26 protein-coding genes and 1 pseudogene are annotated in these 25,191 nt (G+C 40.3%); 2 read left to right on the forward strand and 25 right to left on the reverse strand.

The window, feature by feature from the left end:
- Nucleotides 1–47 precede the first annotated feature (47 nt).
- From era to ybeY, 3 genes are read right to left on the reverse strand one after another with little or no spacing between them, the layout of a single operon-like run.
- Entirely contained in the window at nucleotides 48–947 is a 900-nt protein-coding gene (gene era, locus HMPREF2701_RS08190; RefSeq protein ID WP_049488721.1) for a GTPase Era, read from the reverse strand.
- 16 nt (nucleotides 948–963) lie between these two features.
- The gene (locus tag HMPREF2701_RS08195) at nucleotides 964–1,359 is read right to left on the reverse strand and encodes a diacylglycerol kinase family protein (RefSeq protein ID WP_000378166.1); all 396 of its coding nucleotides are present in this window, start codon (nucleotides 1,357–1,359) and stop codon (nucleotides 964–966) included.
- A complete protein-coding gene (gene ybeY / locus HMPREF2701_RS08200) occupies nucleotides 1,340–1,837 on the reverse strand; it encodes an rRNA maturation RNase YbeY (protein ID WP_061589922.1) in 498 nt (165 codons plus the stop codon). The genes HMPREF2701_RS08195 and ybeY overlap by 20 nt, the downstream gene beginning before the upstream one ends.
- Before the next feature lie 104 nt (nucleotides 1,838–1,941).
- Between ybeY and pavA the strand changes: the two genes are divergently transcribed.
- Complete coding sequence (gene pavA / locus HMPREF2701_RS08205) at nucleotides 1,942–3,597, forward strand: Rqc2 family fibronectin-binding protein PavA (protein ID WP_061589923.1); 1,656 nt, start codon at nucleotides 1,942–1,944, stop codon at nucleotides 3,595–3,597.
- 32 nt (nucleotides 3,598–3,629) lie between these two features.
- Here pavA and deoD read toward each other — a convergent pair whose 3' ends face one another.
- The 9 genes from deoD to HMPREF2701_RS08250 form a co-directional block, all read right to left on the reverse strand.
- Complete coding sequence (gene deoD, locus HMPREF2701_RS08210; RefSeq protein ID WP_000022097.1) at nucleotides 3,630–4,340, reverse strand: purine-nucleoside phosphorylase; 711 nt, start codon at nucleotides 4,338–4,340, stop codon at nucleotides 3,630–3,632.
- A gap of 558 nt (nucleotides 4,341–4,898) precedes the next feature.
- Nucleotides 4,899–6,182 carry a chloride channel protein gene (locus HMPREF2701_RS08215; RefSeq protein WP_061589924.1) on the reverse strand — a complete coding sequence of 428 codons (1,284 nt, stop codon included), beginning with the start codon at nucleotides 6,180–6,182 and terminating at the stop codon, nucleotides 4,899–4,901.
- Nucleotides 6,183–6,184: 2 nt separating this feature from the next.
- A complete protein-coding gene (locus HMPREF2701_RS08220; RefSeq protein ID WP_061589925.1) occupies nucleotides 6,185–6,994 on the reverse strand; it encodes a purine-nucleoside phosphorylase in 810 nt (269 codons plus the stop codon).
- Nucleotides 6,991–7,551, reverse strand: a complete 561-nt coding sequence (locus HMPREF2701_RS08225) for a DUF1697 domain-containing protein (RefSeq protein ID WP_061589926.1) — start codon at nucleotides 7,549–7,551, stop codon at nucleotides 6,991–6,993. The genes HMPREF2701_RS08220 and HMPREF2701_RS08225 overlap by 4 nt, the downstream gene beginning before the upstream one ends.
- 1 nt (nucleotide 7,552) lies before the next feature.
- Complete coding sequence (locus HMPREF2701_RS08230) at nucleotides 7,553–8,764, reverse strand: phosphopentomutase (protein WP_061589927.1); 1,212 nt, start codon at nucleotides 8,762–8,764, stop codon at nucleotides 7,553–7,555.
- Nucleotides 8,765–8,787: 23 nt separating this feature from the next.
- Complete coding sequence (gene rpiA, locus HMPREF2701_RS08235) at nucleotides 8,788–9,471, reverse strand: ribose-5-phosphate isomerase RpiA (protein WP_061589928.1); 684 nt, start codon at nucleotides 9,469–9,471, stop codon at nucleotides 8,788–8,790.
- A gap of 105 nt (nucleotides 9,472–9,576) precedes the next feature.
- A complete protein-coding gene (locus tag HMPREF2701_RS08240) occupies nucleotides 9,577–10,506 on the reverse strand; it encodes a peptidase U32 family protein (RefSeq protein WP_070482734.1) in 930 nt (309 codons plus the stop codon).
- A gap of 126 nt (nucleotides 10,507–10,632) precedes the next feature.
- Complete coding sequence (locus tag HMPREF2701_RS08245; RefSeq protein WP_070482735.1) at nucleotides 10,633–11,313, reverse strand: ABC transporter ATP-binding protein; 681 nt, start codon at nucleotides 11,311–11,313, stop codon at nucleotides 10,633–10,635.
- A gap of 13 nt (nucleotides 11,314–11,326) precedes the next feature.
- On the reverse strand, nucleotides 11,327–12,382 hold the full coding sequence (locus HMPREF2701_RS08250) for an ABC transporter permease (RefSeq protein ID WP_061589931.1): 1,056 nt from the start codon (nucleotides 12,380–12,382) through the stop codon (nucleotides 11,327–11,329).
- A gap of 358 nt (nucleotides 12,383–12,740) precedes the next feature.
- Here HMPREF2701_RS08250 and HMPREF2701_RS08255 point away from each other — a divergent pair, with 358 nt between their 5' ends.
- Nucleotides 12,741–13,028, forward strand: a complete 288-nt coding sequence (locus tag HMPREF2701_RS08255) for a DUF3270 domain-containing protein (RefSeq protein WP_042751319.1) — start codon at nucleotides 12,741–12,743, stop codon at nucleotides 13,026–13,028.
- A 33-nt stretch (nucleotides 13,029–13,061) separates the two neighbouring features.
- On the opposite strand, the gene ciaH is transcribed toward HMPREF2701_RS08255, so the two are convergent.
- The 13 genes and pseudogenes from ciaH to rplT form a co-directional block, all read right to left on the reverse strand.
- On the reverse strand, nucleotides 13,062–14,396 hold the full coding sequence (ciaH, locus tag HMPREF2701_RS08260; protein WP_070482737.1) for a two-component system sensor histidine kinase CiaH: 1,335 nt from the start codon (nucleotides 14,394–14,396) through the stop codon (nucleotides 13,062–13,064).
- The gene (gene ciaR, locus HMPREF2701_RS08265) at nucleotides 14,386–15,060 is read right to left on the reverse strand and encodes a two-component system response regulator CiaR (RefSeq protein WP_000590639.1); all 675 of its coding nucleotides are present in this window, start codon (nucleotides 15,058–15,060) and stop codon (nucleotides 14,386–14,388) included. The genes ciaH and ciaR overlap by 11 nt, the downstream gene beginning before the upstream one ends.
- Nucleotides 15,061–15,168: 108 nt before the next feature.
- The gene (locus tag HMPREF2701_RS08270) at nucleotides 15,169–17,715 is read right to left on the reverse strand and encodes a M1 family metallopeptidase (protein ID WP_070482739.1); all 2,547 of its coding nucleotides are present in this window, start codon (nucleotides 17,713–17,715) and stop codon (nucleotides 15,169–15,171) included.
- A gap of 121 nt (nucleotides 17,716–17,836) precedes the next feature.
- The gene (locus HMPREF2701_RS08275) at nucleotides 17,837–18,277 is read right to left on the reverse strand and encodes an ASCH domain-containing protein (RefSeq protein WP_061589934.1); all 441 of its coding nucleotides are present in this window, start codon (nucleotides 18,275–18,277) and stop codon (nucleotides 17,837–17,839) included.
- Nucleotides 18,237–19,121 (reverse strand): putative PEP-binding protein, encoded by an 885-nt coding sequence (locus HMPREF2701_RS08280; protein WP_061589935.1) that lies wholly within the window; start codon nucleotides 19,119–19,121, stop codon nucleotides 18,237–18,239. Before HMPREF2701_RS08280 ends, HMPREF2701_RS08275 begins: the two co-directional genes overlap by 41 nt.
- Nucleotides 19,099–19,227 (reverse strand): annotated as a pseudogene (locus HMPREF2701_RS11560) (NUDIX hydrolase); the annotation flags it as partial. The pseudogene HMPREF2701_RS11560 and the gene HMPREF2701_RS08280, both read right to left, overlap by 23 nt.
- A 19-nt stretch (nucleotides 19,228–19,246) precedes the next feature.
- Nucleotides 19,247–19,945 (reverse strand): 3-oxoacyl-ACP reductase, encoded by a 699-nt coding sequence (locus tag HMPREF2701_RS08285; protein WP_049488690.1) that lies wholly within the window; start codon nucleotides 19,943–19,945, stop codon nucleotides 19,247–19,249.
- Nucleotides 19,938–20,174, reverse strand: a complete 237-nt coding sequence (locus HMPREF2701_RS08290) for a DUF2829 domain-containing protein (RefSeq protein WP_061589936.1) — start codon at nucleotides 20,172–20,174, stop codon at nucleotides 19,938–19,940. The genes HMPREF2701_RS08285 and HMPREF2701_RS08290 overlap by 8 nt, the downstream gene beginning before the upstream one ends.
- Before the next feature lie 160 nt (nucleotides 20,175–20,334).
- Entirely contained in the window at nucleotides 20,335–22,236 is a 1,902-nt protein-coding gene (locus HMPREF2701_RS08295) for a glucosaminidase domain-containing protein (protein WP_070482744.1), read from the reverse strand.
- 108 nt (nucleotides 22,237–22,344) lie between these two features.
- Nucleotides 22,345–23,331: a dihydroorotate dehydrogenase gene (locus HMPREF2701_RS08300; protein WP_164993735.1), complete on the reverse strand. Its 987-nt coding sequence runs from the start codon at nucleotides 23,329–23,331 to the stop codon at nucleotides 22,345–22,347.
- Nucleotides 23,294–24,094 carry a dihydroorotate dehydrogenase electron transfer subunit gene (locus HMPREF2701_RS08305; RefSeq protein ID WP_070482746.1) on the reverse strand — a complete coding sequence of 267 codons (801 nt, stop codon included), beginning with the start codon at nucleotides 24,092–24,094 and terminating at the stop codon, nucleotides 23,294–23,296. The genes HMPREF2701_RS08300 and HMPREF2701_RS08305 overlap by 38 nt, the downstream gene beginning before the upstream one ends.
- A gap of 248 nt (nucleotides 24,095–24,342) precedes the next feature.
- Entirely contained in the window at nucleotides 24,343–24,723 is a 381-nt protein-coding gene (locus tag HMPREF2701_RS08310; RefSeq protein WP_000157156.1) for a lactoylglutathione lyase, read from the reverse strand.
- Nucleotides 24,724–24,781: 58 nt separating this feature from the next.
- Nucleotides 24,782–25,141: a 50S ribosomal protein L20 gene (gene rplT, locus HMPREF2701_RS08315; protein WP_000124834.1), complete on the reverse strand. Its 360-nt coding sequence runs from the start codon at nucleotides 25,139–25,141 to the stop codon at nucleotides 24,782–24,784.
- Nucleotides 25,142–25,191 lie beyond the last annotated feature (50 nt).

Raw genomic sequence — 25,191 nt, forward strand, 5'->3', positions numbered from 1 at the left:
AGTCCTCCTTCTGTAAAAACAAGAAGCAGGCATGAGCCCACCTCTACTTAGTATTCTTTTTCATTATAGCCAAAGTCAGCCAAATCTAGCTTTTTATCGCGCCAATTTTTCTTGACCTTGACCCAGGTTTCTAGGAAGACCTTATCTCCTAGCATGAGTTCAATATCACGACGGGCCATGCTACCGATTTTCTTAAGCATAGCGCCACCTTTACCGATGATAATCCCTTTTTGACTATCACGCTCGACCATGATGGTTGCACGAATGTGAACCTTGTCTGTCTCTTCATCTCGTTTCATAGAATCAACCACAACGGCAACTGAGTGAGGAATCTCTTCACGCGTTAAATGAAGAACCTTCTCGCGAACCATTTCTGAAACCAAGAAACGTTCTGGATGGTCTGTGATTTGATCAGACGGGAAATACTGGTAACCTTCGTCCAGATTTTCACTCAAAATATCAACTAAACGTGAGACATTATTTCCCTGAAGAGCTGAGATTGGAACGATTTCCTTAAAGTCCATTTGATTACGAAAATCATCAATCTGAGACAAAAGCTGGTCTGGATGAACCTTATCAATCTTGTTCACCACCAAAATCACAGGAACCTTGGCAGCCTTAAGACGCTCGATAATCATGTCGTCTCCCTTACCACGCGCTTCATCAGCAGGCACCATGAAAAGAACAGTATCCACTTCGCGAAGGGTACTGTAGGCAGACTCAACCATGAAATCTCCGAGAGCCGTTTTAGGTTTGTGAATCCCTGGTGTATCAATAAAGACGATTTGCTCCTTATCAGTCGTGTAAATTCCCATGATTTTGTTGCGCGTTGTCTGCGCCTTGTCACTCATGATGGCAATCTTTTGCCCCATGACGTGGTTTAAAAAGGTTGACTTCCCAACATTGGGACGTCCTAAAATGGCTACAAAGCCTGATTTAAAAGTCATAATTTCCTCTTACTGTTTAAAATAATAAATCCCAGATTCGTGGGAGAAAAATCAATGCGCCTGTTAAGGCTGCAAAAAGAGAGACTACTAATACCGCGCCAGCCGCCATATCCTTGGCATTTTTAGCCAGCATGGAAAAGTGATAGTGACTGGCCAAATCCACCACATTTTCAATAGCAGAATTGATAATTTCAAAGGCTACTACTAAGAAAATGCTCAATAGGAGAAAGAGCCATTCGATTCGTGACACCTGAAAAACAAAACCTGCAAGGATGACTACAAGAGCCGTCACTGCATGTTTTCGCATATTGCGTTCTTCCTTGATAGCAGTAAAAATTCCTGTGAGAGCAAATTCTAAACTGGATATCAGGTCACGATTTTTCCATTTTCGTTTATTGTCTTGTGAGTCCATAGGCTGTCAAAATTTCTTCTTGTAAACCGAACATCTCCGCTTCTTCTTCCGGAGTGTAGTGATCATAGCCGTTGATATGTAAAAAGCCGTGTACTGCCAAGAAGCCCATCTCACGCTCAAAGCTATGGCCATATTCCTCGGCCTGCTCATGAGCCTTATCGAGAGAGATGAACAGTTCCCCAATATAGGCATCAAACTCAGACATCATCTCTGCCAATTCCGGATTTTCAAGCAACTCTTCCTCGTCAAAGGCAATTTCCAACTCTGGCTTATATTCAAGGCTGATAACATCTGTCGGACGGTCTGTGTCACGGTACTCAAGATTAAGTTCATGACTACGCTCATTGGTCACAAAAGTGACTGCCATCTCCTTGTCTTCTTTGCCTAATTTTTGGGCTGCAAATTCCAAAATTTCTTGGGTTTGTTGCAACATTTCTTTTGAAACATGACCAGTTTCATCTACCATTTCAATATACATGTGCTTCTCGTTTCTCTTTACTTGGCTTTATTATACCACATTTCCATGATTTTATTCTACCTTTTTGATATAATACTATGGAATACAATCACAAGGAGAGAACGATGTCATTTGACGGATTTTTTTTACACCACATGGTTGAGGAATTGCGAAGAGAGTTAGTGAATGGTCGCATTCAGAAAATCAATCAGCCTTTTGAACAAGAGTTGGTCTTGCAAATCCGTAGCAATCGCCAAAGTCATCGCCTGCTCCTTTCTGCCCATCCAGTTTTTGGACGCATTCAGCTGACCCAAACGACTTTTGAAAATCCAGCCCAACCTTCCACCTTTATCATGGTTTTGAGAAAATATTTGCAGGGTGCCCTGATTGAGTCTATTGAGCAAGTGGAAAATGACCGTATTGTGGAAATGATAGTTTCCAATAAAAACGAGATTGGAGACCATATTCAGGCTACCTTGATTATCGAAATCATGGGGAAACACAGTAATATTCTACTGGTCGATAAAAGCAGTCATAAAATCCTCGAAGTTATCAAACACGTTGGATTTTCGCAAAATAGCTACCGTACTTTACTTCCTGGCTCAACCTATATCGCTCCGCCAAGCACGGAATCTCTCAATCCTTTCACGGTCAAGGACGAGAAACTCTTTGAAATCCTGCAAACACAGGAAACGACAGCTAAACATCTTCAAAGCCTCTTTCAAGGTCTGGGACGCGATACGGCAAATGAATTGGAAAGTATACTGGTTAGTGAAAAACTGTCTACTTTCCGTAACTTTTTCAATCAAGAAACCAAGCCATGCTTGACTAAGACTTCCTTCAGTCCAGTTCCTTTTGCAAATCAGGTGGGAGAACCTTTTACCAGTCTTTCTGATTTGTTGGACACCTACTATAAGGATAAGGCTGAGCGCGACCGCGTCAAACAGCAAGCCAGTGAACTCATTCGTCGTGTTGAAAATGAACTTCAAAAAAATCGTCATAAGCTTAAAAAACAAGAAAAAGAGTTACTGGCGACAGACAATGCTGAAGAATTTCGCCAAAAAGGAGAATTGCTAACAACCTTCCTCCACCAAGTGCCTAACGACCAAGACCAGGTTATCCTAGACAACTACTACACCAACCAACCTATCACGATTGCACTTGATAAGGCTCTGACTCCCAACCAGAATGCCCAACGCTATTTCAAACGCTATCAGAAATTAAAAGAAGCTGTCAAATACTTGACTGATCTGATTGAGGAAACCAAGGCAACCATTCTCTATCTGGAAAGTGTGGAGACCGTCCTCAACCAAGCTGGACTGGAAGAAATCGCTGAAATCCGCGAAGAATTAATCCAAACAGGTTTTATCCGCAGAAGACAGCGAGAGAAAATTCAGAAACGAAAAAAACCAGAACAGTATCTAGCAAGCGATGGCAAAACCATCATCTATGTCGGACGCAATAACCTGCAAAATGAGGAGCTAACCTTTAAAATGGCCCGCAAGGAGGAACTTTGGTTCCATGCCAAGGATATTCCTGGAAGCCATGTTGTCATCTCAGGAAATCTTGACCCATCTGATGAAGTCAAGACAGACGCAGCAGAGTTGGCCGCCTACTTCTCTCAAGGTCGCCTGTCAAATCTCGTGCAGGTAGATATGATTGAAGTAAAGAAACTCAACAAACCAACTGGTGGCAAACCCGGTTTTGTCACTTACACAGGACAAAAGACCCTCCGTGTCACACCAGACCCAGAAAAAATTGCATCCATGAAAAAATCCTGATTTTACTTGAAATCAGGATTTTCTTTTACATTTTACTCTGCAATCAAGGTTTCTAATCCAACCTTCATCATATCGGTGAAGGTATTTTGGCGTTCTTCTGCAGTCGTGTCTTCATCTGGATTGACCAAGCTATCAGAGATAGTCATAATAGCTAGCGCATCAACATGGTGTTGAGCAGCAAGATAGTAAAGAGCTGCTGCTTCCATTTCCACAGCCTTGACTCCCCATTTACCAAGCTCGATATTCTTTTCAAAGTAGTTTGAGTAAAAAACATCAGATGACAAAACGTTCCCAACGTGGGTTGTCATACCAAGTTCTTTGGCAATATGGTAGGCCTTATCTAGTAAATCAAAACTAGCGATTTGTGGAAAATCGTACTGTGGCCAGTCATTACGGACGATGTTTGAGTTGGTTGCAGCTGCCTGCGCCAAAACCAATTCACGAACGTGGACATCTTCATTCAAAGAACCTGCAGTTCCCACACGAATCAATTTCTTCACACCGTAGTCAACAATCAACTCACGCGCATAAATCGAAATCGATGGCATCCCCATCCCAGTTCCCATGACAGATACACGGTGGCCCTTGTAAGTACCAGTGTAACCAAACATGTTACGCACTTCGTTAAAACAAACAGCATCTTCAAGGAAATTCTCCGCAATAAACTTAGCACGAAGAGGATCCCCAGGAAGAAGAATTTTATCAGCAATTTCACCCTGCTGAGCAGCAATATGGATAGACATAATTTATGATTCAAAGAGCGACAAGAAAACGACTGAAAATTAGGAATCTGACGAGAAATCCTGATTTCTCAGTCAGATTATCTATTTTCCAAGTTTTCCGCTCGTGTTCAAATTAGAACACCTCACTCTACCTTTCTTTTTTTATATTCAGGATAGCGACAGAGAATAAAGTAAAAATAAGAAACTGATGACGCATCGCAGATGCTAAACAGTTTATCTTTTTTACACAGTTCTCCGCCCGTATTCAGTTCAGCAAATACGGTTTACCCATCCTTCCTTTCTTAATTTTGATGATATTGAGAAGATTAGAGCGGCTTCAATTCAATCCCGAACTCCCCTTCTCTTCTGAGTTTTTAGAAAAGTTTTCCGCTCGTGTTCAAATCAGAACACACGCTCTACCTTTCTTTTTATTATTTTTATATTTCATAGCTAGGAAAAATCGTATTCAATCATGACTCCGATAAACCTACTACATTTTTATTTAAAACAGTTATTGATAAACTGACAATAGTTTTTAATCTTTTAAGATAAATCCTTGATTAGAAGAAACGGCATTTCCTACCTAATTACTTTATTCTTTAACTTCTGACACAGTATGCTAGCCCAAGGAAAGAGGTCTAACATTTTTGCAAATTCATAGGCTAAAACAGCTGTTACTAAGAGATACGGAAGAGAATCTATACCTAGCCCAGTGAAACCTATAACTAATCCGGTTGCAGAAATGGGCGCCCTCAAGGTCACAGATAAAAAGCAAACAGATCCCAAAAGCAACATGGTTAAATGGCTATCTCCACCTAGAATTATGCCAAGGAGTGCAGCTCCAGCCATCCCCAAAGCAAAAGATGGTGTGAGTGTACCACCATAGGCTCCTGCCCAAAGAGTAATAAGAACGACCACTGCTTTTAGGAAAAACATGAGAAGCACTGTTTGGCCACTGCTACCATTTAAAATCTCCTGAGCCATCATCCGTCCATTTCCAAGTAGGTGTGGAAAATAACTTGCCAATCCAACAAGAAAAAGAAAAGCTGTAGGCAATGTGAGAAGTACTCGTTTATCTTTTATCCTGTTTGAAGACATTTCTTTACTTAAGCGACCAAAAAACCAAGCTAGTGGAGTTAAGAAAAGAAGTAATAAGGGAATAATCCATATTTCCTTTAATGACCATGAGAGGGATGGAATCTGGTAGAGAGCCTGATCTGAAATAACCAAGCCTGCTATATAGGTTGAAACATAGGTAGTCAAACCGATTAAGACAAATCGTTTAATAGATAGAGCAATTCCTAGGGTTTCAAAAACAAAGAAGACACTTGTTAATGGAACCTGATAGACAGCCGCTAAACCAGCACCAGCACCACAAGCAAGGAGAAAGATTTGATCCTTCTTAGAGAGAAAACATATTTTTCCAATTGGCCCTGCAAATAGAGTTCCAATCTCTCGTGGCGCAGCTTCTTTACCAATAGGCGCTCCCCCTCCAACTGCAATAATCTGCCAAATTGAATGAAATAGCTGTCTTAAAAAATGAAGCTTGTATTGTGAAGTCTCATCCTTCATCTGAGCTTTGATAGAATAAATCTTAGACCCTTTTTGCAAGAAATACCATACCAAGGATGAGGCAAAACCCACAATTATTAAACTTAATCCTATCCGTAACGAGGAAACTCCATCTGTCAAAAATCCACTATGATGTTCTGACTGACCAAAAGCTAGACTCTCTACTATCTCTAAAAGATAATGGAGAAAAATACCAGATAAACCCGAAACTATTCCTTGCAGAATTACTGCTATGAATAATCTAAAATTATAAGGAATCTTTCGAAAAAATCTCCTCAAGTCTTTTAACATGATTACAATTCTGCAAGAATCGCTTTAAGCAAGCCTTTGAAATTACCTTTAACACGTTCCGTCACTTCTACAACTTCTTCGTGGTTGAGTTCTTCTTGGAAACCAGCTGCATGGTTAGTAATACATGAAATACCGAGAACTTTCAAGCCTGAGTGGGCTGCCACAATAACTTCAGGAACAGTCGACATACCAACTGCATCTGCTCCCAGTGTCTTATAAGCACGGATTTCTGCTGGTGTTTCATAAGTTGGACCAGTAACACCGATATAGACACCTTCATCAAGCTTGATACCAAGTTTTTTAGCCACTTCATGGGCAGTAGCACGGTATTCTGGTGTGTAGGCCTTAGACATATCTGGGAAACGAGGACCAAATTCATCCAAGTTTTCACCCATCAATGGGTTTTGACCTGTCATGTTGATATGGTCTGAGATAGCCATCAAAGTACCAGGCCCATATCCAATACCGCCAGCTGCATTGGTTACAATGACACCTTCACATCCAAGAACTTTCATGACACGAACTGGGAAAGTCACAACTTCCAGAGGGTTTCCTTCGTAGAAATGGAAGCGCCCTTGAAGAGCCAAGACCTTGCGACCTGCAAGTTCACCATAAACCAATTTACCAGCGTGACCGACTACTGTTGAACGCCCCCAGTTTGGAATTTCTGCATAATCTACTACAACTGGATTTTTGATTTCTTCTGCCAGTTCTCCCAGTCCTGATCCAAGGATTAGACCGAACTCAGGTGCTTGGATTCCCTTGTCTTTCAGAAAAGCAGATGTTTCTTGGATTTTATCTAAAAATGTCATTGTGTATCTCCTTTATTATTTTTTAGCATTTGACAGATTTTGTCAAAAGTTTTAGCATTGCGAATGGTAATGTTGCGATAGAAAGGCATCTTGAACAAGTACCTGTGATAGGCAGTCTTAGAATAGGATTCTTCAGAGAATTTTCCCCAGAAAATCCCAAGTCTTCCAAAATGAACGATTTCATCTTTCAATTCCAAACTTTCAACTGTCTCAATGACTTGAGCCACACCCAATCCCTCAGTGTAAAAGAGGACATCTTTTCGTGCCAAGTCTTCGTTCCACCAATCTGGCAGATTATTCAGCTCTTCTTCATAATCTTCCTGACTCAGCAAAGAAAAGCTCTGAATAAATGGATAATGGACTTCAAAGAAAGCCTCTAACTTTTCAACCAATCGTACTTTGGGAACTGTCGATGTAAAGAAAATATTGCCACTATTGATATAAGTTTCAACCTTTTCCAGTCCCAACTCTGTCAATTCTTGACGAAGCTCCGCCATGACGACCTTATTCTTACCACCAACATTGATGCCTCTAACCAGCAAAGCATAGCGCGTCATCTTATACCAATTTATCTAAGAAACTTTCCCCAATCATGGCTGTTTCAACACCAAAGTTATCGGCAACAGTCGCTGAAATATCTGCGAAATGACCGACAGGCAATAAACCATTTCCTTTAAAGGCAGGGCTGTAAGCTAAAAGTGGGATATATTCACGAGTGTGGTCTGTTCCTGCATAGGTTGGGTCATTTCCATGGTCAGCAGTAATCAAAAGAAGGTCGTTCTCTCTCATGGCTGCGATAATTTCAGGCAAGCGTTCATCAAACTCATGCAAACAATCACGGTAACCATGAGCATTGCGACGGTGACCGTAAAGGGCATCAAAGTCAACTAAGTTTGTGAAGGAGAATCCTTTTTCAAATTCAACAAGTCCCATGGTCTTCAATAATGTATCAATTCCGTGGCTGTTTGACTTGTTGTGGCCCATGTCATGGTTGATACCCGCACCGTTAAAGATATCATTGATTTTACCAACAGCGTAAGTATCGATACCAGCTTCATTCAATTTATCCAAAACAGTTGGTGCAAATGGGGATACGGCCAAGTCACGACGATTTGCCGTACGAGTGAAATTACCTGGTTCACCAACATATGGACGGGCAATGATGCGACCTAGAAGGGCAGGGCGCTCAAGGGTAATCGAACGAGCGTATTCACAGATACGGTACAATTCATCCAAAGGAATAATGTCTTCGTGAGCAGCAATTTGCAAAACAGGGTCAGCCGAAGTATAGATAATCAACTCCCCAGTTTCCATCTGACGTGGTCCAAAGTCATCGATAACAGCTGTTCCTGAGTAAGGTTTGTTAGCTTCACGAATAACCTTTCGTCCTGAAAATTCTTCAATTTTTGTCAAGATTTCTTCTGGGAATCCATTCCAGAAAGTATCGAAAGGCTCAGTAATATTGAGTCCCATGATTTCCCAGTGTCCAGTCATAGTATCCTTACCAAGAGATACTTCCTCCAATTTTGTTGCATAACCTGTTGGATTGCTTTCAGCTGCTACAGTCTTCAAAGGCGTTTCGCGAGGAATATTTCCTAGACCGATTTTAGCCATGTTTGGGACATTCAAACCAACTGCTTTTGAAATGTGTCCTAATGTGTCAGAAGCTCCATCTGGAACTCCTGCATTGACAAAGTTATTAGCATCTGGTGCAGCACCGATTCCTACAGAATCTAATACCACCAAGTGAATACGATTAAATTTTGACATAATGTGTCTCCTTATTATGTTGATTAGTTTGCTTTTGTTGAAGTTAAAATCTGAACCCCATCTCGTCCAGCAACGATGACCTTATCAACCATTTGGTTGAATAATCCGTGCTCTACAACACCAACGACATGGTCCAATTCTTGTCCGAAAGCAATTGGATCCTCGATGACATCCAAGGCAAGGTCAATGATAAAGTTTTGCATATCGGTCACAAAACGTTGGCCATCTTTTTCACGGAAGCTTGGTTTGTAGCCAGCTTGCTCAAAACGACGAAAGACCTGTTCTGCACCATACTGAACCACTTCTACTGGCAATTTAAAAGCACCTAGTTTCTCAACCAGCTTGCTTTCATCCACCACCCAAATATATTCTTTTGAGGGCGTTGCGACAACCTTCTCCATCAGAAGGGCACCACCACCGCCTTTAATTCCGTTAAACTGACTATCCACTTCATCCGCCCCGTCGACTGTCACATCAACAAAGTCTACTTGGTCAATAGACTTGAGTGGGATATTAAGCCCTTCAGCCTGTTTACTAGTCACACTAGAAGTCGTTACAGCTGTAATCTGCAATCCTTCTTCCTTAATACGACGACCGATTTCTTCGACAAAATAATAGGCAGTAGAACCCGTTCCCAGTCCGACAACCATGCCATCCTTGACAAACTCAGCAGCCTTGATACCTGCCATTTTCTTCAGATTTTCCACTCAAACACCTCCATTAAAGAGCTACTTTTATTATAACATGTATCCGTTTTTATTTCATGGATACACTGGAAAAACCCGAACATTTTTATTTCGGGTTTTGATGTCCTATTTAACCATATCAGGATCGTAATCATAGAATCCTGTATCAAGGAAACGGTTTTTAGGGTGAAGTTTACGAACTTCTTCATCCAGCAAGAAGACTTGGTCATGGCTAAAGTTACCCTCTTGAATCAAGCTACGCGCTTGGATAAAGAGTTTTGCAATCTCAACAAAGTTCTGACCAGGTGTATAGAGACCTTCTAATTTCCAGTGAGTAAAACCATGCTCTACCAATTCTGTCAATTTTGTCATCAAATCAAGGTCATTGTTGGCAAAAATGTGGGTACCATGATTATCTTCAAAAATGGAATAATGGCTCTCAGGGTCACTTGGCTCTGCCAAGAAAAGGTCACGCTTGCGAGTCTTTTCATCATCGATATGCGTGAAGTTATAGTAGTTTTGCAAGAGCGGACGTTTAGAATGATGGATGACACTAGCACCGTAAACCAAAACTTCAGCAGGAATTTCCAAAATCTCTGGCATTTTGAAGAGTTCAGCAGATGGAATTTCACGCGCCAAAACAGCCTCAGATGCACCAGCCTTTTGTCCCCAGAAATTTATCTGACGACTGCTAGTTACCATGGTTGATGCATCGTAGATGGTCCTAAATGAATAACCGTCTCGATTGACCACATAAAAGACACCTGCATCCCCAATCGTAATGTAGTCTGTCTTGATTTCTTCCAAGAAGTCTAGGAAAGGCTTGATACGGTCCATCATATCTTGATGCATGAGGGCGTTAACCGCAACGATCAATTCCTTACCAGTATCATGAACCAGCTTAGCGATTTCACGCAATTGGTCATGACTAAAGGTTGTTGGCAGACGAAGGCCAAAATCTTTCTCACCGACATAGATACGGTCTACGCCAGCTTCGAGCAGTTGTTTAACTTGTTCAATACTTTCAGCAGTTGCTGTAATGATAATCTTTTCCATAAGAAAAATTATACCATATTTCTGGAAAATCAGCTATGAATACTAGGAATTTTCTAAAAAGGCAAAGTCATTTTTTAAGGTTTGCAATCAAAAAGTGAACAGTAACTAGCACTGTCCACTCTCATTTTATGCAAGTGATTTTTCAACTAGGTGACCATCATTCATGACATAAATACGGTCAACCTTATCAAGAAGGCGTGTATCATGTGTAATCATGACAACTCCTCTTCCTTGTTCATGGGCAATGGCCGACAACATCTCCGTAACTTGGTAGGCACGCTCGGTATCCAGACTGGCTGTTGGCTCATCGGCAAGCACAATGCTTGGATTGTTATAGAGGGCTCTAGCAATCGCAGCTCGTTGACGTTCTCCACCTGACAATGCCTTGGGATACTGATCTTGTACTTTTTCCAAATCCAACAAGTCAAAAAGTTCTTTCCGGTCACTTTTACTATTTTTTCCCTTATCCAGTCTGTCAATCAAATCCAGCTGTTCCTTGACCGTTAGAAAAGGAATTAAGTTTGACGCCTGGAGAATGAAGCCAAACTCTCTAAAACGGAGGTCTGTTTTCTCCTTCTCCGTCAAATTGCCTGTTTCCTTACCCTTAACTAAAATCTTTCCACTCGACGCTTCCTGAAGTTGTCCTAGAGTCGTTAGAAAGGTCGTCTTTCCAGAACCTGAAGGCCCAACGATAGCCACGAACTCTCCTGCATTTAGCTGAAAATTCGTCTCATGTAGAGCTACGACTTTCATCTTTCCTTCCCCGTACGTTTTTGTCACTTGAGTCATTTCAATCAATGCTGTCATACTATTCTCCTTATCATTCTGCAATCGCAGTAATCGGGTTCACCTTTAGCAAGCGTGGAAGTGAAATGACACCACCTAGCATGGCCATCAAACAAATCACCAAGCTTAGGACAGAGTAAGCTATCCAGCTTGGGTAGAAAAAGAAGGTAGCTGGTAAAAACAAAATCACTCCTCCAATAGCCAGCAAGGCTAGAGAAATTCCCATACCAGCTAGGAAGAAGATTTGACAGAAAAGAGACCATACAATGGTTTTGATCTGTATTCCCTGAGCCCGCATTATTCCATAAAGTCCTAGTTTTTGTATGGTAATGATATAAACAAATATACCCACAATCAAGCCTGTGATGACAATCATAGCAAGAATCATCCCTGAAAATACATTAACCTGAGGTGTGTAACCAGGAATTTTCGATATCATTTTTGGAATAGAAATCTGTTTCAGTCCATCGCCAGCCACTTCTATATCATTTTTCAATACCAAGGCAGAGATGGATTTATTAGATTTTAAAGTTCCTTGTAAGGTCCAATAAGTTGTCAAACTCGTAAATACAACTGGCTCAGTAAAAAACTTATTTCCTTTAGTCAGCCCTACAATCTTGTAACTTACTTCGCTTCCATTGAGCTGAATGGCATCACCCAACTTCATTCCATAGTTTTCAAAGGACTGATCTACGACCACCTCATCATCCCCTTCAGGATAACGGCCCTCCGTCAAACTAGGAGAGATAAAAGCGTCCCACTCTTGAGCAAAGATGGAAACATTGACCTTTTCACTATCATCGACTAGATTAGTCACAGCAAACATATACCCTAGTGGAGCAGCCTCTTTAGAACTCTTATCCTTGTAGTCCTTTTCAGGAATAAAAGATGCTGTCAAATTATCATTTGCGTAGTCAGATAAAACCACACCCGTCGCTTGCCAATTATCAATAGCGGCTCGGTTGTTTAGCACAAGACCAAGAGCTAGACTGGTCATAAAAAAGACCATAAAAGCGATAAGAAAAATAGTAGTTAGAATCAAACTATATCGAAGTTTGTTTCGTAATATTTCTTTGATAGCAAGATACATGCTTATCTCCTTTAACTTTTCCAAGAGGTATCAATTAGACACCTCACTACTATAAAAATAGGAGACAGAAAATCTGTCTCTGTATTCAAAACAAATCTCACTAATCAAATTAAATAAAATAAAGAAAATAAGGAAATAATTTTCCTAAAAATGAATCAATTGGTAGCTCTATTTTCTTAGTAATATAATCAATTATGAATATTAATAAGTATTGAGTGTCTATCCATCCTATCATTTTCACATTATAGTGTCAAGAAAAGTGATTTTGAAAAGGGACTTTATTCTTATTGTAACCTTTCTGTAATAATTCTCTGCTGAAAAAATGATAAAATAGGTATGTACTGTTAAGGAGAGAATAATGCCCGTAAGAAAATTACAGTCCTATGAGGTAGACAATCAAGAAGAATTAAGCCAGCAGGTTCCTCGCTATCAAGATTATACACCTGAAGCGCAATCTGATGCCAATCTCAAGGAAATCCTATTTTTTGTTAATATCGCTGTTTTTTGTATCTGTATTGCTATCTTTAGTTTTATCTTTTTAGCATTAAAATTATCAACTGCTCTTGCCTTTACCGCAGCAATCGGAGCCAGCTTACTTGTCTTAAAAGTTCAACGATTTATTATCAAGCGAAAACGTAGAAGATAAATCCAAAATATCGCCCCAGCTGGAGCGATATTTTTATTTTTTCTTTTTAGATGGTGTGTGGATGGCAATCTTCACTTCAAAGACTGTTCCTTTCGGTTTATTATCTTTAACAGTAATGGTTCCTTTTAGGGCATCTACAATTTGCTTGGCTAGGGATAAACCTAAACCAAAACCACCTTTTTGGCGGGTTCTAGCCTTATCAACTCGATAAAATCTATCAAAAATTTTCTTCTTATCTTCTGCTGAAATACCGACTCCATTGTCAGAAACTAACAAATAAAGATTACGATCAGTCGCTGAAATCATAAAATCAATTTCACCATCCTCCTCAGTATATTTGATAGCATTATCAAATAGGATGGTCATCAGTTGTTTCAAAAGAAGTTGATCTGTGACAATTGTTCGATGGATACGATTTTCAAAACGGAAGACACGGTCATTTTCCGAAGCAATCATCTCATAGTTTGTGAAAGTCGTATTGAAAAAGCTAGTTGGAACTTCTGCAAGTTCCGGCTTAATCCCATCATCTCTACGAGCTAAATTCAACAAGTTCGTCGTCAAAAACCTCATGTTTCGAACTTCTTCCAAACTCGAGGCAATGCTTTCGCTCACATCCATAATGGTAGCTTCTGGCTTACGGAAAAGGGTTTCTAAGCGATTTTGCAAAACAGCAAGTGGAGTTCGTAACTCATGACTGGCATTTTCCACAAAGGACTGCTGCTTCTGCATGCTCTCAAGCAGAGGACGAACACTGACTCTAGCTAGATAGAGACTGGCAAGTAAAGACAAAATCCAGAAACTAGCCATCACGACCACAATCAATTTCTCGTGCTTTTGACTGGCCTGCTCCAACTGACTGGTATTAATCAAGACAGCTGCATACTTGATATTGGTTGAAACCGAACTGATATTCGTTTCCATCAAAATCATGCGATAGATTTCTTCCTGTCCATAGCTATTAAAAACCTGAATCTGATAGATATGACCTAGTTCTTTTTTCTCTAGTTTAATCTTATCCAAGCCCAAAAATCGGTTTCCAGAAAGGAGCTGGGTAAAATTCTTATCAAAAAGAATGACTTCTGTGTTAGAACTAACATTTGGTTTTATCTCCGTCTTGCTAGTATCTGTAGCGGCATTCTCTAAATCTTTAATCTCTTCTGTTGCCCTATTTACAGCAAGCTGAATAACTGCTTGAGGATTATTACTCAAACCATGTAGCGTATCGTCCACCGAAGTATAGAGACTCGAGTGCATGACCTGTAAAATAATCAAGGTCATGGTAGAGAAAATCAGAGTGAAGACACCAAAGTTGCGGATAAAATAACTAAAGTCATCCGCATACCATGTTTTTTTTAGTTTATTGAACATCTTTTAAAATATACCCAACACTACGCAAGGTTTGCAAATTCTCTGCAAAAGTGGTTCCTTTTAATTTCTTACGGACTTTTGAAACATAGACTTCGACAACCGAAATCGTTGTGTCACTATCAAATCCCCATAAACGATCAAAAATCTGAGTCTTAGGCAAAATAACATTTTGATTTTGAAGGAAATAAACTAGTAAATCGAACTCTTTGCCCAGCAATTCGACAGGAGTATCTTCAACCTTAACGGTATTTGTTGACAAATTAACTACAATATTTCCATAAGTCAAGGTGTTTTCATTAAATTTACCTGAACGTTTGAGAAGGGCTTGAATCCGCATTTTGAGTTCTTCTAGGTAGAATGGTTTGGTCAGATAATCGTCCGCTCCTAGTTCAAATCCATGTCCCTTATCATCCAAACTTTCCTTGGCAGTCATGATCAGAACTGGAGTCGTAATCCCCTTTTCACGTAATTCTTTCAAGACTTGGAAACCATTTTTTTCTGGCAACATCAAATCGAGCAAAATCAAATCATAGACGCCACTTTCAGCTTCGTAGAGACCTTCTTCCCCATCGAATACCTGCATGACATCCGCAAAATCGTCTAAAAAGTCAAATACTGAATTTGACAGACCTAGGTCATCTTCAACCAATAAGATTTTTATCATGAGAAACTCCTCCTTATTAAAACCATTATACCAAATTTGCCTTAAAAAAAACTCAACTCTCTGCATTTTACATGAGATAGCTGAGTTTTCTTTTTATTTTAGGCTTATTTATGCATTTCCGTATTGAAGAACGACTGCTTCCACTGCAGCTTTTTCACGGTTAATCAAGTCAACACGCGCTGCAATATCCTTGATTCCCATACCGATGTTACGGCTAAGAGCAAGGTCAGAAAGTTGTGGCTCAAAGAATTCCTTGTACTCTGCCAAACGTTGCTGAGTCTTAAATACGTGTGCAGGAAGGATAACAAAGCTATCAAAGCTCATATCTCCTCCAAGGGCTGCCTTAATCCAAGCCCAGTTTTCACGAGCCCAAGACCATGCTGTTTCCTGAGTTGCTTGATGGCTTAAGAACTGGAAGTACCAAGCAGACAAGTCTTGTGGTTTGACCACAAATTTGTCCTTCCAAGAAGCAATCAAGTTTTGGATATTATCCGCATCTGTACTGTATGCAAGAGCAGCTGCCAACTGGCGTTTAAAGACAGCATCTGTTGCATGAGTATAAGTATCAAGATAAAGTGCTAACAAGTCTTTAGTCTCATGATGTTTCATCTCATTGATCAGAACTTGTGAGCGAATAGCTGCTGGAAGTCCTGCAAGATTCTCCTTGTGAGCCGCGAAGATTTGGCTAGCGACTTGACTAGCTTCTGCATCATTTGAACGAATCATCATAGAAACAGCCAACTGACGAACCAATTCATCCTCATCTGATTCGCCATCTTTAGCTTCAAAACCAAGACGGTCATAATTATGACGAGCCAATTTAGCAACCAAGGCTTTGAAGGCTGTTTCAGCTTCTGTACCTTCATCGATAAAGCGCTCAAGAGCAGAAATTACTTGAGAAACTGCTGAAACAACAAGGTAAGATTCTTCTTTAGCAAGTTTATCAAGTACTGGAAGCAAGTCTGCATAAGAAATGTGCCCTGCTTCAGCAAGCAAACGACGTTCTTGGACGATTTGCAGTTTACTTGTGTTATCAAGCTCAACTAGGTCAGCAAGAACTGCATCCAACAAGTCTCCTTGATAGTCTGTAATGTAGTGGGCTGTATTTTCAGTATTGAGACGAAGTACTGTTTTGTTTTCAGCAAGAAGGGCTGCGTAGCCAGGGATTTCGATGCTTTCAGTTTCTAGTGTATCAGGCAAGCCTTTCCAGTTGCTATTGAGTGGCACAACCCAGAGGCGGTTCTTGTCTTCGTGCTCACCGATAAAGAATTGTTTTTGCGAAATCTTCAAGACATCATTTTCAACTTTGACAGTGAGAACTGGATAACCAGGTTGTTCCAACCAAGAATCCATGAAAGCTGCAACATCACGTCCAGACGCTTGACCAAGAGCATCCCAAAGGTCACGACCAATTGTATTGCTGTATTGATGTTTTTCAAAGTAGGCATGCAAACCTTTGGCAAAATCGGCATCACCTAGCCAACGACGAAGCATATGCATGAGGCGACTTCCTTTGGCATAGACGATAGCGCCATCAAAGAGCGTATTGATTTCGTCTGGGTGTTTAACTTCGACATGAACAGACTGAACGCCATCCGTCGCATCACGTTTCAAGGCAGACGGAACACCACCTGTTTGGAAATCTTCAAAGATATTCCAGCTTGTTTCAATAGCATCTACACAGACGTATTCCATCATATTAGCAAAGCTTTCATTGAGCCAAAGGTCATCCCACCATTTCATAGTTACGAGGTTACCAAACCATTGGTGAGCCAATTCATGGGCCACAACAAGAGCAACTTGTTGACGGCTGGCAAAGGTAGAGTTCTCATCCACAACCAAGTAAACTTCACGGTAGGTCACAAGACCCCAGTTTTCCATAGCTCCAGCTGAGAAGTCAGGAAGGGCGATGTGGAGAGATTGAGGAATCGGGTACTTAACTCCATAGTAATCTTCGTAAAACTCGATAGAGCGAACAGCGATATCCAGTGAGAAATCAAGGTTTGATAGTGGATGAGCTTTGGTTGAATAAACACCTACGAGGGTACCGTTTTTAGTTTTCGCTGTTACCCCTTGCAAATCACCTGCTACAAAGGCTAACAAGTAAGAAGACATGCGAGGTGTTGTCTCAAACTTCCAGATGCCTGTTTCCTTACGTTTTTCAACATCGATTTCTGGCATGTTAGACAAGGCCAATTCACCTTCTGCTTGGTCAAAACGAAGAGAAAGATCAAAAGTCGCTTTAGCTTCAGGTTCATCCACACATGGAAAAGCTTCGCGCGCAAAATGGCTCTCGAACTGAGTAGACAAGACTTCCTTCTTGACTCCATCAACTGTGTAATAAGAAGGGTAAATCCCTGTCATGTTGTCTGTGATTTTTCCTGAGAAAGCGATAACCACTTCAACTTGACCAGCCTCAGCCAATTCAATATGAAGGGCTTCATTGTCATGGTCAACTGTAAATGGGCGAGCTACCCCTGCAACTTCTACAGAAGCGATTTCCAAGTCTTTTTGGTGAAGGGAAATACGGTCACTCTGTGCTTGACCAGTAATAGTCACCTTTCCTGAAAAAGTCTTGGTCTCACGACTCAAGTCTAAAAATAAATCATAATGTTCAGGAACAAATTGCTTAATAAAATGTTCAACTGCTTGCATAGTTTTCTCCTATCTAAGTTTAAGAGCTAGAGCTCTTCTTCAAACAAACTTATTATATCATGTTTTGCTTAAGAAAAAAGGATTGGACGGTCATTTCCAAAACTTTCTTCCTTCTAGCAGTCTACAGTGGGTAGACCTTGCGAAATTCTTCTAAAACAACCTTGCTTTCAGGTGTAAAAGTCAGTCCTGCTTCTCTCAACCACTCGGCGAAACAATCCTCATGAACCTGCCGCCAATAGGCTAGGGATTTGTCACCTTCCCCTTCCTTAAAGGCATGTTGAGCAGAAACTTGATTGAAGGGCTGGACAGAAACCTTTGTAATTTCGACAATACAGACAGCCTGATTTTGACTATCTAAAATGACATCAAAAGTTCCTTCTTGAGGAAGAGACTCGGCTTCTAGTGCATAGAGATCGTAGGCTGATGCTGTTGCAGTTTTTTCGCCTCTTAAAACCAAATCTGCCAAGAGATCGGCATCTACTCCAAAAGCCCAAGCATCGATTTCATCTCCTATAGAGGGGTTAGTTTTCTTGTATGCATTCCACATTTCTTGCGGTGTCATGGGTGCTCCTTTGTAATTTTTTACTTTCTTCTTTTATGTGTTTAAGATGGTCTGGATGGTCAATTTCTAAATCAAAAATCTCTGGAATAGAGCTGTAATGGAGAATGCGTTCGATACCCATCTGATTCATTTTTTGTATGAAAGAAGCATTCAGATATCCTGCTACAGCAAAGTCAATCTTTTTCATCCTTGCTTTATCCTGCATATCTCTTAACATATCTAACATAATTGGACTTTCCATATCATGCCATTGACTGTTTCTCACAGTCGCAAAAACAAAAGAAGTCAAATCATTCATTCCAACTATAATCTTTGAAATACCCGTTTCCAGCATCCTGTCCAAGTCAAAATAAGCTGAAGGTAATTCAATCATTGTGCCGACTTTCCCAGTAAAACCATGCTGACGTAATACTGTAATAGCTTGTTTTAATTGGTCGGCATCATTGACAAAAGGAAAAATAACAGACAGATTGGGATTTGTTTGATAAACTTCTGTAACGACATGTGCTTCAGCCTGAAATTCATCCAAACACGCCAGTAAACGCCTGGTTCCTCTATAGCCAAACAAGGGATGATTTTCGTAAAAATACTCTTTAGTCCCCTCTAAACAATTGGCTTCTGTATTCGTTAATTCAGAAAAACGGTACCATACCTCTTCATCTGAGTACAAGGAGCAAATAGTATCTAGATAATCTTTTACAAATTGCTGACAACTTGGTAACAGGATGTTTTGGTTAAGCTCCCTCAATAAGTATTCCCCACGAATCATGCCAATGTGATGAAATAGTTGAGGATAAACTTTTTCAATAATTTTTTCACCACTAAGAGCTAGTTGGTTTCTCATCATTCACCTTCCAATTCATGTAAGAGGTTTTGTCCAGTTCTGGAAATCCTAATAATTCTGCTTTGACTTTCAAGACTTCTTGCGATGCATTCTCTTCTGTGATTTTTGATTTCCATCAGATCCTCCTACTTCAAAGACCAGCCACCATCCATTGTCAGAATTTGCCCCTGCATGGCAGATGCCTTTCCACTGGCCAAAAAGAGACTGACTTCTGCCACTTCCTCTGGTTCAATCCAACGCTTGATTGGTGTTTCACTAGCAACCCAGTCAGCCAAGCCTCCTGGCTCAAAATCTGCAGCGGTCATAGCTGTCTTGACTGCTCCTGGAGCGATACCAAAGACCTGAATCCCAGCTTCAGCATAGTCTAGAGCCAACTGCTTAGTAAAGCCTGCCAAGGCGTGCTTCGAAGAAGTATAGGCATGTCCACCGCCACCTGCTAGGCTCGAAGCAATGGAGCACATATTGATAATGGTCCCTTTTTTATTCTCCAGCATTTGTGTCAAGTAATAGCGAGTCAACTCAACAGGAGTCATATAGTTGATTTCAAAAATCTCTTGAATTTCCTGCGCTGTCTGTTCCAAAAGTGGTTTATAATCATCCAAAACGCCAGCAGTATTGCACAAAACATCCACCTGAGGACACCAATCAAAAATAGTCTCCAAGTCCAAGGTCAAATCTCTCTGTAAAAAATGGAAATCACCTTGTAGGAATGGATTTTCACCTTGGTCCACTCCATAAACTTGATAGCCCTTTTCTAAAAAGAGTCGAGCTTGAGCCAGACCAATCCCTGAACTCACTCCTGTAATGAATACACGTCTAGTCATGCACTTCTACCCAATCTGTCGCCAAAACATCACAAGGTGTCGGACTCCACATGGAAAAACCTTCTCCTTCTCCAGACACGTTGATTAGGAAATAAGGTGTCACTTCCAGTGCAACCCCGTTTTGTTCAATAGTATCAAAAAGCTGGACATAGTTTTCAGCACCTCCCCAACCAATTCGTACATATTTTTTCTTAGCCTTTAAGCCAGGCAGCATTTCTTCAAATGTCATGTTTTTCTCCTTTAATATCAATAATTCTTCCCTTCATTATAACAAAAAAACCGCTTTGCAACGGCTTTTTGACTATACTTAACTCCATTTTATCTTCTTAAATCTACGGAAAAATAAAAAAACGACAACCACTTTTTCAGCAGTTATCGTTGCTTATCTTTTAATCTTTTCCACCAAGTCGACTATTGATATTCATCATGATACTAGCTATTTTTTCACCCCAGTACGGATCTGATGCATAGCGTACATTCATTCCCGTCGCTTTATTTCCAAGGTGATCTCTTCCACGGTCAATATAGTTCTCACGAATCCACTTGGCCGCACCAAGAATTCCTTTATCTACATCATCAAATTTCTTAGCTGAATCATAGGGACTAGTATCGTAAGCAGCTATTCCGAAGAAGTTATTTTTATCATTAGCAATTTGGCTTCGTCCCCAAGCACTTTCTAGCGCACTATGAGCCATTAAATAGAGAGCATTGACACCATAACGTTTTTCAGCTTCTTTAAAAATTGCTCCTTTACCAGCAAGACGGCTGTTTCGGATATTCATCATCGAATAAACTCTATTTAATTCATCCGCACTATAGTTGGTTGGTTCAGTTAAATTCTTGAAAAGGAAACGATTTTTGATAGTAAACCCATCGAAATGTTCTCCATCCTTTGAATAATACTTCTTACCAATTTTCATGGCTGAAGTATGTGGAGCTACCCGAATACTAGTGTATGGAGAAAGTTCATGATATAGGAATCTTCCATCTGTAGTATAGTGAGGAATAAACTCACTTCCTTCATCAACTAAAGCCAAATCACTTTGATTCATATAACCGGACAAGCCTGATATTGAAACAGCTAGACGACTACCCTTGCTTTTAGAGCCATCATAGGTCACAATACTTCCCTGATTGACATAGCTCAAAATATCTCCTGATTCGCTATAAATATAGGCTGTGATTGGTTTAACCTTAAAATATTTTGGACTTTGAATCCACTTTCCGTTATCTTGGAAGAAGTACTCTTTATTTTTGATGTTAAAACTACCAGTAACATAGCTTCCATCTTCTTTTAGGTAGTACCATGCATTGTAGTTAGAGTCAAAAATCCATTCATTCTTGGCCATATAACCACCAGATTTGAGGTAATAAGCACCAATCCATTCACGTGAAGCATAAGCACCACCTGATTTTAGGTAAAACCAGCTATTATAAGATTTATCAAAAATCCATTCTTTTTCAGCCATTGCTCCACTATTTTTTAGATAGTAAGCATCTTTCCACTGATTACTAGCCATCACACCATCACTGTTAAAATAGTACCATGTGCCCTTAATCTTTTCCCATTTATTACGAAGGATCTTTCCTGAATCTGTAGCATAATACCATTTATCAGTATTCTTCACCCAAGCATTTTGAGCCATTGCTCCACTACTATTAAGAAGATAATCGTTCACTAGAACATTGCTAGCCATAACTCCATCTTGCTTGAAGTAATACCAAACATTGCTAATTTTTTCCCATCTATTACGAACAATCTTTCCTGAATCTGTAGCATAATACCATTTATCAGTAATTTTCACCCAGGAATTTTCTACCATTGCTCCACTAGTATGAAAAGCATAGTCATTAACAATTCTATTGCTGGCCATGATTCCATGTTGATCAAAGAAATACCAGACACTCGCAATCTTTTTCCAGTTTTTGATTGGTTGATTATTCTCATAAAAAAGCCATTTCCCATGCTCTTTCTGCCAACCATTCTTATGAGCTTCTTCAACTTTTTCTTTATTTGAAATAGCCTCTTTTTTAGAATTATTTTCTTTTACAACAACTGGTTCTTTCTTTTTTTCCGTCTTTTCAGCTTCATTCTTTGTATGTTCAACAACTTTTTTCTCTTCTGATGCTAGAGTCTGATTTTTATCTTTAGACTGATTTTTGTCCACAGACTGACTCTTATTCGTCGTTTGACTTTGGTCTGTTGTTTTACTATCTTCAGCAAAGACTGATGTTGTTGGCACAATTGCCAATGCAAGCACTGCCGTGCTTACAAGTAGTGTTCTCTTCATTTTACTCCCCTAAGTAGAAATTCATCTACATCATTCGTAATTAACTATATTCTAACATAGTTAAAGGATGAAAATTATATGTCTTATTGACAATAAGGATAGTCTAGCTTATCTAAGGCTGGCTTTTACTTCTTTACGTAGTTCTTCTAGACTACTAATACCATATTTATCCATAGCCTTTGGTAAATTTTCGATGATGTCAGGACAGGCATATGGATTGGTAAAGTTAGCTGTTCCAACTCCAATGGCAGATGCTCCAGCCAGATACATTTCTAGTGCAGCTTCTGCCGAATCCACTCCTCCCATTCCAATAATAGGCAGGTCTGTCGTTAGGGCGACTTGGCGGATGAGTTTAAGGGCTACTGGAAAGACTGCTGGGCCAGACATCCCACCTGTTCCATTAGCCAAGATTGGTTTTCTAGTTTTGAGGTCAAAGCGCATACCAACCAGAGTATTAATCATGGTCAAGCCACTTGCTCCTGCAGCTTCTGCAGCTTTTGCGACGGTGACGATATCCGTCACACTAGGTGTTAGTTTGACATAAACTGGTACATCAGAGGCTTCCACCGCTGCTTTCACCACGTCATAAGCTAAATCTGGATCTTGACCAATCAAGAGTCCATGATTACAGTGGTCTACATTGGGGCAAGAAATATTGAGCTCAATAGCCTTTACATTAGCCGCCTTGGAAATCCCATGAGAAACAGCCGCATACTCTTGTTTTGAAAAACCAGCTACATTGGCAATAATAGGAAGATTTGGATATTCTCTTTCCAGCCAAGGTAACTTTTCAGCCAAAACAACTTCCAAACCAGGATTTTGTAAGCCAATCGCATTAAGCATACCAGCGGGTGTTTCTGCCACTCTTGGAGTTGGATTGCCAAAACGGGATTCAAGGGTTGTCGCCTTGATCATAATAGAACCTAAAAGATCTAAGTCATAGTACTTGGCATACTCCTGTCCAAAACCAAAACAGCCTGATGCTGGAATGATTGGATTCTTCAAATCCAAACCAGGTAGAGAAACTTGTAAACGATTTTTAGTCATGATTTTCTCCTTATAATACAACTGTTCCTGTGCGGAAAACAGGGCCATCTTCACAGACGCGTTGGCTGACCGTCTCGCTTTCTGGCACTTTTAGGACGCAGGCATAGCAAGCCCCCATCCCACAAGCCATACGAGATTCCAAAGATAGATAGGCTCTTGGATGGTTATAGAAGGTTTGGTTGATATACTTCATCATTCCAGGCGCCCCACATGAGTAAACAGCATCAAATTGATTGTCTAAATCCTTGATAACAACGGAGACATTCCCCTTGATGCCAAAAGAACCATCATCTGTTGTTACAAATACCTGCCCATATTGGTCTAATTCCTTTTCAAGGATAACAGCATCCTTATTAGCAAAACCGAGAACTGTCACTACTTTCACACCACGGGCATGCAATTCCTTAGCAACCTCAAGCAAGGGCGGAACACCAATCCCCCCACCAACAAGGAGAACCTGGCTCTGCTCATTAAGGTAAGACAAGTCAAAACCATTTCCCTGAGGCCCCATCACATCAAGAGTATCTCCCTGACTTAAGGTTGAGAAAATAGCTGTCCCAGCTCCCTCAATCCGATAAATGAGATGACACTGCTTCTTAACCTTATCGATAGACGAAATTGAAATAGGGCGACGCAAGAGATGGGCATCATCAGGCACACGCAGATGTAGAAATTGGCCTGCTCGCATAGCTTCAACCATTTCTCCTTCTAGGACTAATTCAAAAATTGCTGGTGCGATTTCCTCCTGTGCTACCACCTTCATGGTTTCCAATCGAATTGCACCCAAACGTTTCTTACATGTGGGATTCATGACTTTTCCTCCTTAAATTTTAAGGGGACCAGATAAATAAAAGACCTTGCGATTGCAAGGTCTCAGTTAAAATCATACAAAACAATAGAGCACACTCAAAAAGTCTCCTCTAGAAAATTGTACTATTCTTTTATCTGACACCTTGTGAGTCTCTCTGGACTCCCCTTAAAGGTTAAATTTTTATTAGTATACTCTTTCAGCTAAAAAAAGTCAAGTAGAAAACGAACATTCTACTTGACCTCACGAGATTATTTTTCACGAATGACTTCAACCTTGTAGCCATCAGGGTCTTTGACAAAGTAATAGTTAGGTGCAGTTCCAGGTAGACCATTTGGCTGAGTCACTTCATAGCCTTTTGCACTGTGCTCTTGATGAAGAGCTTCAAGATCAGGTGTACTGAGGGCGATGTGGGCAAACCCATCTCCAACCACATAAGGACCGTGATCGTAGTTATAAGTCAATTCCAACTCATAGTCGTCACCCTCAAGACCTAGATAAACAATCGTGAAGGCATGATCTGGAAAATCTCTGCGACGCAATTCTTTAAATCCAAAAGCATCTTGATAAAATGCGATTGATTTTTCAAGGTTTTCTACTCGCAAGCAAGTGTGTAGCATTTTTGAAGCCATATTTTTCTCCTTTATTTTTAAAAAGACTGGGACAATCCTGTTCCAGTCTTATCTGTTATTATTTACCAAGTTTTGCTTTAGCTGCATCTGCAAGAGCTGTGAAAGCTGCTGCATCGTTAACAGCCAAGTCAGCAAGCATTTTACGGTTAACTTCGATCTCAGCCAATTTCAAACCATGCATCAATTGTGAGTATGAAAGTCCGTTCATACGAGCTGCCGCGTTGATACGAGTGATCCACAATTTGCGGAAGTCACGTTTTTTCTGACGACGGTCACGGTATGCATAGTAGTAAGAGTTCATTACTTGTTCTTTTGCAGTACGGAACAAGATGTGTTTAGCTCCATAGTAACCTTTTGCTAATTTAAGAATACGTTTACGACGTTTGCGTGATACAACGCCACCTTTAACACGTGCCATGTTTTATTTCCTCCAAATATTTCCTAGAATTGTTTACTTACAGTCAAGCT

Origin of the sequence: Streptococcus sp. HMSC077D04, from assembly GCF_001808785.1 — a bacterium.
GTDB classification, from domain to species: domain Bacteria; phylum Bacillota; class Bacilli; order Lactobacillales; family Streptococcaceae; genus Streptococcus; species Streptococcus mitis_BX.

Coding starts and splice junctions, on each gene's coding strand:
- era (WP_049488721.1), bottom strand. CDS start 947: ATGACTTTTAAATCAGGCTTTGTAGCCATTTTAGGACGTCCCAATGTT.
- HMPREF2701_RS08195 (WP_000378166.1), bottom strand. CDS start 1,359: ATGGACTCACAAGACAATAAACGAAAATGGAAAAATCGTGACCTGATA.
- ybeY (WP_061589922.1), bottom strand. CDS start 1,837: ATGTATATTGAAATGGTAGATGAAACTGGTCATGTTTCAAAAGAAATG.
- pavA (WP_061589923.1), top strand. CDS start 1,942: ATGTCATTTGACGGATTTTTTTTACACCACATGGTTGAGGAATTGCGA.
- deoD (WP_000022097.1), bottom strand. CDS start 4,340: ATGTCTATCCATATTGCTGCTCAGCAGGGTGAAATTGCTGATAAAATT.
- HMPREF2701_RS08215 (WP_061589924.1), bottom strand. CDS start 6,182: ATGTTAAAAGACTTGAGGAGATTTTTTCGAAAGATTCCTTATAATTTT.
- HMPREF2701_RS08220 (WP_061589925.1), bottom strand. CDS start 6,994: ATGACATTTTTAGATAAAATCCAAGAAACATCTGCTTTTCTGAAAGAC.
- HMPREF2701_RS08225 (WP_061589926.1), bottom strand. CDS start 7,551: ATGACGCGCTATGCTTTGCTGGTTAGAGGCATCAATGTTGGTGGTAAG.
- HMPREF2701_RS08230 (WP_061589927.1), bottom strand. CDS start 8,764: ATGTCAAAATTTAATCGTATTCACTTGGTGGTATTAGATTCTGTAGGA.
- HMPREF2701_RS08240 (WP_070482734.1), bottom strand. CDS start 10,506: ATGGAAAAGATTATCATTACAGCAACTGCTGAAAGTATTGAACAAGTT.
- HMPREF2701_RS08245 (WP_070482735.1), bottom strand. CDS start 11,313: ATGACAGCATTGATTGAAATGACTCAAGTGACAAAAACGTACGGGGAA.
- HMPREF2701_RS08250 (WP_061589931.1), bottom strand. CDS start 12,382: ATGTATCTTGCTATCAAAGAAATATTACGAAACAAACTTCGATATAGT.
- HMPREF2701_RS08255 (WP_042751319.1), top strand. CDS start 12,741: ATGCCCGTAAGAAAATTACAGTCCTATGAGGTAGACAATCAAGAAGAA.
- ciaH (WP_070482737.1), bottom strand. CDS start 14,396: ATGTTCAATAAACTAAAAAAAACATGGTATGCGGATGACTTTAGTTAT.
- ciaR (WP_000590639.1), bottom strand. CDS start 15,060: ATGATAAAAATCTTATTGGTTGAAGATGACCTAGGTCTGTCAAATTCA.
- HMPREF2701_RS08270 (WP_070482739.1), bottom strand. CDS start 17,715: ATGCAAGCAGTTGAACATTTTATTAAGCAATTTGTTCCTGAACATTAT.
- HMPREF2701_RS08275 (WP_061589934.1), bottom strand. CDS start 18,277: ATGACACCGCAAGAAATGTGGAATGCATACAAGAAAACTAACCCCTCT.
- HMPREF2701_RS08280 (WP_061589935.1), bottom strand. CDS start 19,121: ATGAGAAACCAACTAGCTCTTAGTGGTGAAAAAATTATTGAAAAAGTT.
- HMPREF2701_RS08285 (WP_049488690.1), bottom strand. CDS start 19,945: ATGACTAGACGTGTATTCATTACAGGAGTGAGTTCAGGGATTGGTCTG.
- HMPREF2701_RS08290 (WP_061589936.1), bottom strand. CDS start 20,174: ATGACATTTGAAGAAATGCTGCCTGGCTTAAAGGCTAAGAAAAAATAT.
- HMPREF2701_RS08295 (WP_070482744.1), bottom strand. CDS start 22,236: ATGAAGAGAACACTACTTGTAAGCACGGCAGTGCTTGCATTGGCAATT.
- HMPREF2701_RS08300 (WP_164993735.1), bottom strand. CDS start 23,331: ATGGCCCTGTTTTCCGCACAGGAACAGTTGTATTATAAGGAGAAAATC.
- HMPREF2701_RS08305 (WP_070482746.1), bottom strand. CDS start 24,094: ATGAATCCCACATGTAAGAAACGTTTGGGTGCAATTCGATTGGAAACC.
- HMPREF2701_RS08310 (WP_000157156.1), bottom strand. CDS start 24,723: ATGGCTTCAAAAATGCTACACACTTGCTTGCGAGTAGAAAACCTTGAA.
- rplT (WP_000124834.1), bottom strand. CDS start 25,141: ATGGCACGTGTTAAAGGTGGCGTTGTATCACGCAAACGTCGTAAACGT.